Below are 11,258 nucleotides of genomic sequence, written 5' to 3'. Positions count from 1 at the left end.
GGCTGCTCCTGTGGCGGGCGCTCCTCCCGCTGTGGCGCCCGCGGGCTTCGGCATGGGCGCCCGCGAGGTGAAGCGCTCGGGTGCCGGGGCCACGCTCAGCGGCGTGCGCTTCGGGCGGAACGCGGGCTTCGACCGGATGGTGCTGGACTTCGCGGGTGGCGTGATCCCGGCCTACCGCGTGTCGTACGCGTCCGGCCCCGTCCGCGGCTGCGGCTCCGGTGACGTGGTGCCCGTGGCGGGGCAGGGCCGGCTCGTCGTCCATCTCCCGTCCACCCGCGGCCACGACGACGCGGGCCACGCCACGGTCGACCAGCGCGGCCAGAAGCTCGCCTTCCCCGTGCTGAAGGAGGTGCAGTTCACCTGCGACTTCGAGGGCGAGGTGGAGATCGTGCTCGGCGTCACGCCCGCCAACAAGTTCCGCGTCCTGGAGATGCCGCACGGCCGCCTGGCCGTGGACGTGATGCAGTAGCCCCGCGGCACCGCGTTCGCCGTTGCCCATCCTCCCCTCCGCCCCCGATCCGATGACCACGCCCGTATACGACCTCCGCGACCTGGACCAGCTTCCGCCCGGCCTCCCTATCCCGGTGGACGACGGGCGCGCGCTCCATCTGCCGGGCCTGCATCTCCCCAGCATTCCGCTGCGCGCCACGGACGGCTTCGATGTCGACCTCTCCGCCGTGCCGGGCCGCGTCGTCGTCTTCGCGTACCCGCGCACCGGCCGGCCGGGCGACCCGCCGCTGGTGCCGGACTGGGACATGATCCCCGGCGCGCGGGGCTGCACCCCGCAGACGTGCTCGTTCCGCGACCTGGCAGCCGACTTCGCCGCGCTGGGATGCCGCGTGTTCGGCCTCAGCACGCAGGAGCCCGAGTATCAGCGGGAGCTGGCGGAACGGCTTCATCTGCCCTTCCCGGTGCTCAGCGACGGGGACCTGGCCCTCGCCCGCGCCATCCGCCTGCCCACGCTGGACGTCGCCGGCCTCACCCTTCTCTCCCGCCTCGCCTGGGTCCAGCGCGACGGCGCCATCGAGCACGTCTTCTACCCCGTCTTCCCCCCGGACCGCAACGGCGATGAGGTGCTGGCGTGGATGAAGGAGCAATCGGCGGAGGGAGTTACCGCCGGCTGATCCGTTCTGGAGATGACGAAAGGCGGCTCCCGCGTCACCATCCGGGGGAGCCGTCTCCTCCTGCTCCACCGATCAGTTCCAGACAGCGCCCGTGTGATCCCCGTACGAAACGCCTTGGCTGGTCCCCGAACGTCAGCGCGTCCTCGTCGGAGAACAACCGCAGGGCCAAGTTCTCCGGGCTCACAAGCCCTGTGTCGTGGGTGCTCGAAATGGGGGTGACACGATGCTGAGGGAGATCTGGAGCGACGTACGCTGCTCGACCGCGACGCGCTCATCGCGAGCTCGACGCGGAGCTGCACTTCCACCTCGAGGCCTAGCAACCGCGTGAAGGAAGCGAGCCGCCGCGCGCCCGGCACCGTGGCGATCGAGTCGGTGCTGCACGAGCTCCGTGTCGCCGCGCGACGGCTCCGGCGCGCCCCGGGCTTCGTTGCCGCGGTGGTGCTGGTGCTCGCGCTGGGGATCGGCGCGACCACGGCGGCGTTCGGTGTGGTGGACGCCGTGCTCCTCAAGCCGCTCCCGTATCCGCACTCGGATCGGCTCGTTCGGCTCACCCACACCTCGAGCCTCGCCGGCCGCGCGACCGTCGATCAGTCGGACGCCACGGTGATGCTGTACCAGCGGCACGCGGCGGCGTTCGACGGCGTCGCCGCGTGGTGGGCCGACAACGTTGACGCCAACGTCGAGCCTTCCGCGCCCGGCGAGACGCCGGCGCGCGTCCGCATCGCGCGCGTGACGGCGAACCTCCTGGACGTGCTCCGCGTGCGCCCGGCGTTGGGCAGGGGCTTCGCGCCCGGCGAGGACCGCGCCGGCGCGGCGCGCGTCGTCCTGCTCTCGGACCGGCTCTGGCGGCAGCGCTACCACGGCGACGACGGCGTGATCGGCCGGCAGATTCGCGTGAACGAGGTGACGCGTACCGTCATCGGCGTCATGCCCCCGCGGTTCGCGTACCCGGCGAGCACAGTGGATCTCTGGATCCCCCTCACGCTCGACGAAGGCAAGACGCAGGCGGCGCGCTTCCGGTTCGTCGGCGTGGGGCGGCTGCGCGACGGCGTCTCGCCGGCCCGCGCAACCGCCGACCTGGCGCGCTCGCTCGCGCGGCTGCCCGACGAGTTCCCGGGCGACCCGTCAGCGGGTGTCCTCGCCGAGGCGCACGTCGTGCCGCACGCCGAGTCGCTTCGCGATTCCATCGTCGGCCCCGCGGCGCGCCTCGTCTGGATGCTGCTGGCGACCGTGCTGCTCGTGCTCCTCGTCGCATGCGCGAACGTGGCGGGCCTGTTCCTCGTGCGCGCCGAGCATGCGCAGGCGGAGCTGGCGGTGCGCGCCGCGCTCGGAGCGGGCGTGCGTGGGCTGATGATGCAGGCGCTCGTGGAGTCGGTCCTGCTCAGCGCGTTGGGCGGCGCACTCGGCGTGCTCCTCGCGCTCGCCGGCCTGCGGGCCGCCGTGCGGGCCGGCGACACGTGGTCGGTGCCTCGCCTCGACGAGGTCACCGTCGACCTCCGCACGCTTGCGTTCGCGCTCGGCGCCACGACGCTGTGTGCGCTGTGCGTCAGTCTCCTACCGCTGCTGCGCGCGCGGCGGGTGCCGATCGCGCTCGTGCTGCGCGGCGCGGGCCGGGGACCTGCCACAGATGCTTTGCGCTCGCGCGCGCGCAACGCGCTCGTCGTCGCGCAGACGGCGCTGACCCTCGTGCTCGTCGCGTCGTCGGGGCTCATGACGCGCAGCCTGATGCAGCTGGAAGACGTGGCGCCGGGCTTCGTGCCGGACGGCGTCGCCGCCGCGCGGGTGCTGCTCCCGATCGCGAAGTACGGCTCGGACGCGGCCCGCGCGGGCTTCCTGCAGGAGGTGCTCGGGAGGCTGCGCGCCGCGCCCGGCGTACGCGATGCGGCGGTCACCGACTGGCTGCCGCTGAGCACCGACCGCTGGAGCGCGGTGATCGAGGTCGAGGATCGCCCGCTGCCGCCGCCCGTGGCGGGCGCGGCGCACGCCGTGGCCACGGTGGACGGTCACTACTTCGGCACGATGCGCATCCCGCTGCTGCGCGGCCGCACGTTCGGGCCGATTGACGATGCGGGTGCCGCCGGCGAGGTGATCGTGAGCCACGCATTCGCGGTGCGGTACTGGGGCGGCGTGAACCCGCTGGGCAGGCGCATTCGCCCGGTGGGTGGCACGTGGCGCACGGTCGTCGGCGAGGCCGGCGACGTGCACTACGAAGCGCTCGACAAGCCGGCGGATGACGTCGTGTACCTCCCGGTCGTCAAGCGGGACGGCGCCGCGTCCGCGCCGTACCTCGTCGCGGTGCTCGCCCGCACGGAACCCGGGCGCGCCGGCGCGGCGGCCGGGTCCATCCGCGACATCGTGCGCGCGCTCGACCCGGCGCTGCCGACGTTCGACGAGGGCACGCTCGGCGACGTGGTGGGCCGGGCGTCGGCGCGCACCCGCGCGCTCGTCGTGCTGCTCGCCGTCGCCAGCGCCGTGGCGATGACGCTCGGCGCCGTGGGCCTCTACGGCGTCGTCGCGTACGGGGTGAGCGTGCGGCGCCGCGAGATCGGTGTGCGCATCGCACTCGGAGCGCGCCCCGCGGACGTGAGCCGCGCCGTGTCGCTCGGCGGCCTGCGGCTCGCCGCGGCCGGCGTCGCGATCGGCATGGCGTGCGCGCTCGCGTTCACGCGGCTGCTGCGAGGGCTGTTGTACGAGGTGAGCGCGACCGACCCGTGGGTGCTGGGTCTCACCTCCGCCGCGCTCCTCGTCGTGGCGTTCGTCGCGAGCTGGCTCCCCGCGCGCCGCGCCGCCGCCGTCGATCCCGCCGAGGTGCTCGGGTCGGCCTGACGAAACGGACGACCTAAGTCATCCCGAATTTCCTGGACATACCGAGGTAAGGAACGCTGGCGGGAGCGCACGCGTGCGCTCCCGCCAGCGGCGCCTTACGTTGCGTGTGGAGAGGAATCTCTGCGCCGAGCGCTCCTTCCATCCACCTCTACCGCCCCCGGCATGCACGCATCTCCCATCTTGGGGCGGGCGCTCCAGGGCCTCCCCTTTCCTCGCGCGGCTGCACCTCCCGACCTCGCTCGCACCGCTCCACCCCTGCGGGCACCCGTCATCCCTGCCGCGCCCGGTCGCCTGCTTCACGCGCACGAGGTCCTTGCGCTGCAACGGTCGGTCGGCAACCGCGCCACCGCCCGGCTGCTGGGCATCGCCCCCCGTGTGCCTGCGCAGAGGGCGCTGCAGCGCGTCACGTACCAGCAGGCAGTCGAAGGGCTACCTCCGGAGCTTACCGATGGGGGACAGGGCGGCCCCGGCTCCGTGCTGGACCGGTGGCTCGAGGCGCGGGGGGCGGGAGCTGGCAAGTACTGGGACAAGTTCCTGACGTCGATCAACCTGGAGACGCTGAAGGAGGGGGTGGCCGCGTACTCGAAGCGCCTCTCCGCCGAGGCCGGTCTGGGGCAGCCGATGCTCCCGATCGAAAACGTAGACGAGCTCCTGGTGGGGTCTGCGCGAATCGGAAGCTACGTCCAGGCGCGGCAGAAGGAGGGTGCGCAGGTCGGCGACCGCATCGTGGCCCTCGACGACGCGGCGTTCTTCGAAGTCTACAGCCAGCACCAGCTCGCCGCCTACCTGGCCGGGAAGGTGACGAGCTCGGTGCTGGACCGGGAGCGGTCGAAATTCAGCGAGAGCCAGATGCTCGCCTTCATGCGCTTTAGCCTGGGCACTGGCATCGACCGCATCGTCGGGTTCGTCTCCCCGCACGACCGGATGGTCTTCATCCGCAAGAGCGACCTCACGTCGCACACGGTCATCCATGAGGCCATCCACCGCTACAGCTCCGACGCCTTCGCGGACCGCTTCGGCAAGAACGTGAACGAGGGCGCGACCGACGCGCTGGCCCGGAGAGCGATGATCGATCTGGGCCTGGAGAAGGAGATCCGTGCCCACTACCCCGAAGAGGTCAACCTGATGCTGGAAATGCTGGCCGCGTTCGACATCCCGGGTGACCAGCTCAAGCTCGCCTATTTCCACGGCTCTGGGCTGGACGACCTGCAGGCGAAGATGGAAGCGAAGCTCGGTGCCGATGGCTTCGCCGCGTTCGTGGCTGCCGGGAGTGCTACCGTGCAGCGCGGGATGCTGGCCCACCTGATCCCGAAGTCGGACCCGGAGGATCCGGCGAGCGCCGAGACTGGGAAGTAGCACCGACGATCTGCGAGGTCGGGGAGACTACGTACGAGCTGGGCGACGGGGGATGCGGATTGTTGACGACGACCGGCAGCACCACCCCGTCCGCCACCAGCACGCGCACTCTGCGTGGACGTGGCCACTGCACCTTTGGACCGGGCTTCCCGTTCGTGGTGATCTCGCGCGGTACTTCTCAGAAGACCGACGCGTCCATCGTTGACCACTGGCGTCACACCCAGGCCGGGGCCTCGGGCCGCTACCGCGTAGCTGCCGGCACGCTCCGCTGCTCCGCCGCCAGCAGCAGCTTCCAGCTCTCGATTGGCGTGCCCGCCGTGCGCAGGCGGCTCGTCAGGAAGGCCAGGCGCCGCGTCTCGGCGCACGCGGTGGGGGAGGGGCCGCAGGGGATGTCGAAGCGCTGGGCCAGGTAGTACGGCGGGATGGCCTGGTAGAACAGCGCCGCCCGCACGGCCGTCGCGTCGCGCAGGCGCGCGAGCGGAATGCGGTATACCACGCGGTCGCCGCCCCCGCCGTTCCAGTAGTCGCCGTCGCGCGCGGCCTCGCCGTGCGGCGCCGTCTCGTGCCAGAACGGGCCGCCCCGCCGCCACCCGCGAGGCTGCAGGCGGTTCTCCTTCACCACGCTGTCCAGGGCCAGGAAGCTCGTGGTGAGCATCCCCTCGGGGTCACGCACGAGCTCCTCGTAGATTTGCACCTGGTCTTCGCGCGTGATCGTCTCGTGGTGCGGCTGGAACACGCCGCCCGCAGACACGGGGCGCGTGAAGAACTCCGTGCGCAACGCCTCGTTCGTCGTTCCCCGCAGGATCACCCCCAGCGCGTTGGTGCGGCCGGACGCCCACAGCGTGTCGCGCCCGCCGGTGACCGCCAGCTCCAGGAACGCCCGCCGGAACCCCACGCCGCTCGGCAGCCGGTGCCCCGCCAGGTTCTCCACCCGCACCGTCACCTCCAGCGAGTCGCGCACGCGCCGCACGCTCTCCACGTGCACGCGCGCCGCCTGCTCGCGCGCCAGGGCGAGCGCCGACAGGCCGGCGTTCACCAGCGGCTGCACGCCGGAAGAGTACATGTAGTCGGTGCTGCGGATGCCCAGGGTGTCGGGGAACTGCTGGAACATGGCCAGTGTGAAGAGGTTCGCCCCCATCAGCATGTGCCGGCTGAAGGTGTCGCGCACCGCCACGGTGATGGCGCTGTCGCGGGCGCGGTGGTCGGCCATGGGGTAGGTGGGGTCCTCGATGATCGCGGCGCGGTAGCGCAGCCGGTTGCCGCGGAAGTCCTGCGGCATGTGGCAGTTCTGGCAGGTGCGCGCGGTGGCCGCGTCGAACGGCGCGACCTCGTTCTGGTACACGCTGTTCAGCCACTCGGGATACGTGGCTTGCTCGTAGTCCGTCTTCCGCTGCCGCCCCGCGCGGTCGAAGACGGGCAGCACCACCGTGTGGCAGCTTCCGCACAGCGCCGCCGTGCGGACCTGCGGCGCCCCGCGCGGCCGGATGCCGAGCGCCGTGAGCATCCCCAGCTCCACCACGCGGTCGTACGGGCCGTTCACGTGCCCCGGCGGATCCACGGGGAAGCGGCCCGTGAAGGTGGCCGTGTCGCCGCCCGTGGGAATCGCCGAGATCTGGTGGCACGCCATGCAGCTGATGCCGTCGCGGGCGAGCGCGCCGTAGCGGGCGCCCGGCTGGCCCGGCGTGGCGTACACCATGTCGTGCCGGAAGGTGTTGCCGTCGATCGTGGCCTGCCGCTGGCCCATCACGCCGTGGCAGCGGTAGCAGGTGGTGTCGATGAGCGTACGGTGCATGGCGAAGCGCGTCACCTCGCTCTCGCGCTGCGCGTGGAAGACGGGGTCGCGCCCCGCCAGCCCCATCAGCGACACCCGCCACTCGCCGTATGGCGACAGGTTGAAGGTGTCGCGGCCGGCGGCGGTGATGAACGCCATGTTGAAGGTGGAGGCCGAGTGGCAGCCCGTGCACTGGTCCGAGGTCAGGAACTGCTCCGGCCCCTTCGGCCCCGCCACCACGTGGTCGAACGTCTCCACCGGCAGCGCGGTCTTCGCGTTCGGCGCCGCGAAGTGCTGCGACAGGCCGTACAGGCGGAGCAGCGCGGTGTCCGGCGCCGGCAGCGGCTTCGGCAGCTCGTGGCGCGAGGTTTCGTTGGCGAGGTCCACCTGCCCGTGCACCGAGAGCGCGTCCACCGCGGGGTGATGGGGCGCGCCCGCCGCCACGGTGGTCAGCATCTGCACCACGAACGACAGCGGGTCCTCGGCCGGGTCCACGTTGCGCACCGCCGCGAAGGTCAGCTCGCGCTCGGCCGAGGCGTGGCAGCGTGTGCAGTACAGCCCGAAGCCGGACGTGGGATAGTCGATGGGACGCTGCGGGGGATCGCTGGGGCCGTAGTATCCCCAGTACCAGCCGTCGAACGAGCCTACGGAGTCGCGCACCATCGTGGTCCAGCCGCTCACGGCCGAGTCGGAGCCGGCGGGCGGCGGATACATCTCCTTAACGATGATGGCGTTGTCCTCCATCCGCCCCTGCCGCCGGCCCGTCGTCATCCACCTCCAGGCGCGCGGCGAGTAGTAGACGCGCACCGCCGGGTGCGTCCCGAAGTTGCGCCCGTCGATGAACGGCCCCGTGTTGCGGATCTCGCGGTCGTGCACCCAGCCCTGGTAGCATCGCGCGGCCAGGAAGCGGTTCAGCACGGGCTCGTACGCCTGCTCGCCCACTGCGCTGGGCAGCGGGAGCGAGTCGGGGCACGCGGCGCTACGCGGGGCGGCGAAGCCCACGGGGCTCGCCAGCGTGAACGCGGTGCAGGCGAAGATCGCCGCGACGAGGAGGGCGGCGAGACGTGCTTCCCGGCGGGTCATGGTGGGGTGAGGACGGGGTGGGGAGCGGGCGCGCCGGAGACGGCTGCGGCGGAGGTGTCGGCTGGCAGCCGGATACGGATGCGCGAAACGGAGCCTCGCGTCAAGGTCCCGACTCCCGCGGACGGCAGGATCCGCTCTTTCTGCGGATTCGGTATCAGCTGCGACTATCATCCTTAATTTCGAACTTTCAGTCTAATTACCGACTTCCAGAACTTATACCAATACGGGCGATCAACTGTGCATTGTGCGGTTTGTCTACCGAGCGTTCGCACCGTCTTGCTCCGAAGAATGCACAGTCATTCAACCGGATTGGTATTATACGGAAACCGGGTAGATCGGCGTGCCTTCGCGGAGCGCCGCCGAAGCGATTCGGACCATCGGGAGCAGCCCACGCCGGTGGGCTTCGTGCCGTCGTAGCCCGCGGCTTTAGCCGCCAGGGCGATGCTGACCGCACCGATTCTCACGGATTTCGTATTATCTATCTGGCGTCACGGGGAGGCCGCCGCATCGTGCAACCCCGCGCGGGGCACAGCTTTCGCAAGGCCACATCGCGCCCCGTCTCGCCCGGAAACGCGAGGGGGCGGAAGCGCCGCCGTGCCGGGACCGTCCCGCCCGGCACGTCCCCGCACGCACCGCAGGCATGACCCGTCGCAACGCGCTGATCCTCGCCACTGCCGTCCTCCTCCCCGTGCTCATCTGGGGCGCCGCGCGCATGAGCGAAGGCGAGGCGCGGAAGCCCGCATCCGCCGTCTCGTCCGCGCCCGCCGTCTCGCGCGCGCACGAGCCCGAGTTCCCGTCCGGCATCCCGGCAGACGTGGTCGCGCTCATGCGCCAGGGCCGCGACTGGGCCGCGTCGCGCCGCATGACGGAAGTGCTGCGGAACGACGACCGTCCGGAAGCCGCGGTGGTCGCCGCCCGCGCGCAGGCGGGGTGGGGCGGATGGAGCACGGTGCGCACGCTGCTGGATGGCAAGCCGTGGCTGGACACCGCGCTGCACGGCGAGGGCTGGTTCCTGCTCGCCCGCGCGTACGAGGAAGGCGGCGACTGGACGCGCGCGGCCTTCGCCTATCAGCGATACCTGAAAGTCTCTCCGGAGCACGGGCCGGGAGATGCGAACCGGCCCGTGGCGCAGCTCCGCTACGGGCTGGCGCTGCTGCACACCGGGCAGGTGGAGCCGGGCGTCGCCGCCTTGGAGCGCGCCCGCGCTTTCGCGCCCGCCGCCGCCGCGTGGGCCAACCTCCTCGCCGCCGAGGCGCTGGCGGACCACGGCGACACCGCCCGCGTCCGCGCCCTCGTGGAGTCCGCCGGCACCGGCGTGCCGTGGCTGCGCGCGCGGGAAGCGTGGGTGCAGGCGTACGGGAAGGCGAAGGACCCGCGGGGCCAGCGCTCGCTGGCTCTCACCCTCCGCGCGCAGGCGCCGAACGACACCGCACGCGCCATGCTCTCCGCCGACGCGGGCGCCGCAGCACTCGCGATGGGCGACAGCGTGGCGGCGCTGGGTGACTTCCGCGCGGCGATGTCCGCCGCGCCCGCCAGTCCGGGCGCGGGCGCGGCCGCCACGCGCGCCGCCGGCCTGCGAGGGCTGACCGCGGGCGACCGGCTGCTGCTGGCGCAGACCTTCGACCGGCGGGGCGACAACCCGCGCGCCGCCGCCGGCTACCGCGCGTGGCTCGCCAGCGGCTCGGGCACGGCAGACGAGCGGCTGCGCGTCACCCTCGCCCTCGGCAAGGCGCTCTTCGACTCCGGGCGCTACGCGGATGCGCAGGGCCCGCTTGCCACCGTCGCATCCTCCTCGTCCGGCATGGCGCCGGAGGCGATGTACGTGCTGGGGCGCGCCCAGTCGCGGGCGGGGAAGGCATCCGCCGCCAACGCCACCTTCATGCGCCTCGCCGCCCGCTTCCCCGGCCGCGCCGAGGCCGCCAACGCGCTCTACCTAGTGGCCGACGCGGCGGACGACCGGGGGGACGATGCGACGGCGCGCAGCATCTACGCACGCATCCTGTCCGGCTTCCCCGGCACCACGCGGGCGGGGCAGGCCATGATGCGGCTGGGCGGCGCCTCCTTCGCCGCGCGCGACTACGCCGGGGCGGAGCGCATCTTCGAGCAGTACCGCGCCGCCAACCCGCAGGGCGACGCGTGGCTCCAGGCGACCTACTGGGCGGGCCGCGCCGCCCTGGCCCGCGGCGACAAGGCCACCGCCACGCAGCGCTTCCGCGAGGTGCGCGAGCGCGAGCCGGTGTCGTACTACTCCGTCCGCGCCGCCGCGCGGCTGGGGGAGCCGTACTGGCCGGTGGAGCTCGCCCGCGACCCGGCCGACTCCGCGGGGGTGCGGGCGCGGGTGGACGCCTCGATCCAGACCGTCGACCTGCTCCGCGACGCCGGCCTCGCCGCGGATGCCGAGCAGGAGGCCGAGCGCCTCCTCTCCGCCGCCGCCACCGACGCGTCCCTCGTCTACCCGCTGGCGGAAGCGCTGGCGGCGCGCGGCATTACCGTCCCCGCAGTGCACGCCGGCCAGGCCATGCAGAAGCGCGGCGTTCCGCTCAATGCGCGGCTGCTTCGCATCCTCTACCCGTACCCGTACCGGCCCGTGTTGGAGGCCGAGGCCAAGGCGCGCGGGCTCGATCCGTTCCTCGTCGCCGCGCTCACGCGGCAGGAGTCGGTGTTCAAGGCGGGCATCAGCTCGCCGGTGGGCGCGCGCGGGCTCATGCAGGTCATGCCGGAGACGGGGCGGGGGGTGGCCGCCGGGCTGGGAACCCGCCCGTGGAGCGCCGATCTCCTGTTCGATCCGGAGATCAACGTGCACCTGGGCACGCGCTTCCTGGCCGAGCAGATGCGCGACTACCGCGGCTCGCTTCCGTCGGTGTTCGCCGCGTACAATGCCGGCCCGGCGCGCGTGGAGCGGTGGAGCCGCTTCCCCGAGTACCGCGACGAGGAGCTGTTCACCGAGCGCATCCCCTTCGACGAGACGCGCGAGTACGTGAAGATCCTCACCCGCAACATCGCCCTGTATCGCGGTTTGTACGGCGGTTGATCGAGGGCAGTTGGGGCCCGCCGGAGGGATTGTCGCGGCGGTCCGCTCCGGAGCCGGCCGGCGGAAA

At 72.4% G+C, this 11,258-nt stretch carries 6 protein-coding genes; 5 read left to right on the top strand and 1 reads right to left on the bottom strand.

Translation table 11 applies throughout. The features are described from left to right. The 4 genes from VFE05_14930 to VFE05_14915 all read left to right on the top strand — a co-directional run. A partial coding sequence (locus VFE05_14930) for a hypothetical protein (protein ID HET6231365.1) occupies positions 1-469 on the top strand: 469 nt, incomplete at its 5' end. A 52-nt stretch (positions 470-521) separates the two neighbouring features. Next, positions 522-1,124, top strand: a complete 603-nt coding sequence (locus VFE05_14925; protein HET6231364.1) for a peroxiredoxin — start codon at positions 522-524, stop codon at positions 1,122-1,124. 324 nt (positions 1,125-1,448) lie between these two features. Further along, positions 1,449-3,950 (top strand): ABC transporter permease, encoded by a 2,502-nt coding sequence (locus VFE05_14920; protein HET6231363.1) that lies wholly within the window; start codon positions 1,449-1,451, stop codon positions 3,948-3,950. 180 nt (positions 3,951-4,130) lie between these two features. Further along, positions 4,131-5,306: a hypothetical protein gene (locus VFE05_14915; protein HET6231362.1), complete on the top strand. Its 1,176-nt coding sequence runs from the start codon at positions 4,131-4,133 to the stop codon at positions 5,304-5,306. 241 nt (positions 5,307-5,547) lie between these two features. On the opposite strand, the gene VFE05_14910 is transcribed toward VFE05_14915, so the two are convergent. Continuing rightward, entirely contained in the window at positions 5,548-8,160 is a 2,613-nt protein-coding gene (locus VFE05_14910) for a hypothetical protein (GenBank protein HET6231361.1), read from the bottom strand. Positions 8,161-8,800: 640 nt separating this feature from the next. Between VFE05_14910 and VFE05_14905 the strand changes: the two genes are divergently transcribed. After that, positions 8,801-11,191 (top strand): transglycosylase SLT domain-containing protein, encoded by a 2,391-nt coding sequence (locus tag VFE05_14905; GenBank protein ID HET6231360.1) that lies wholly within the window; start codon positions 8,801-8,803, stop codon positions 11,189-11,191. Positions 11,192-11,258: the final 67 nt, after the last annotated feature.

It is taken from the genome of Longimicrobiaceae bacterium, assembly GCA_035696245.1.
GTDB lineage: Bacteria > Gemmatimonadota > Gemmatimonadetes > Longimicrobiales > Longimicrobiaceae > DASRQW01.
Note: the sequence above shows the minus strand (reverse complement) of the source record. Positions and strands in the feature narration are given on the sequence as shown.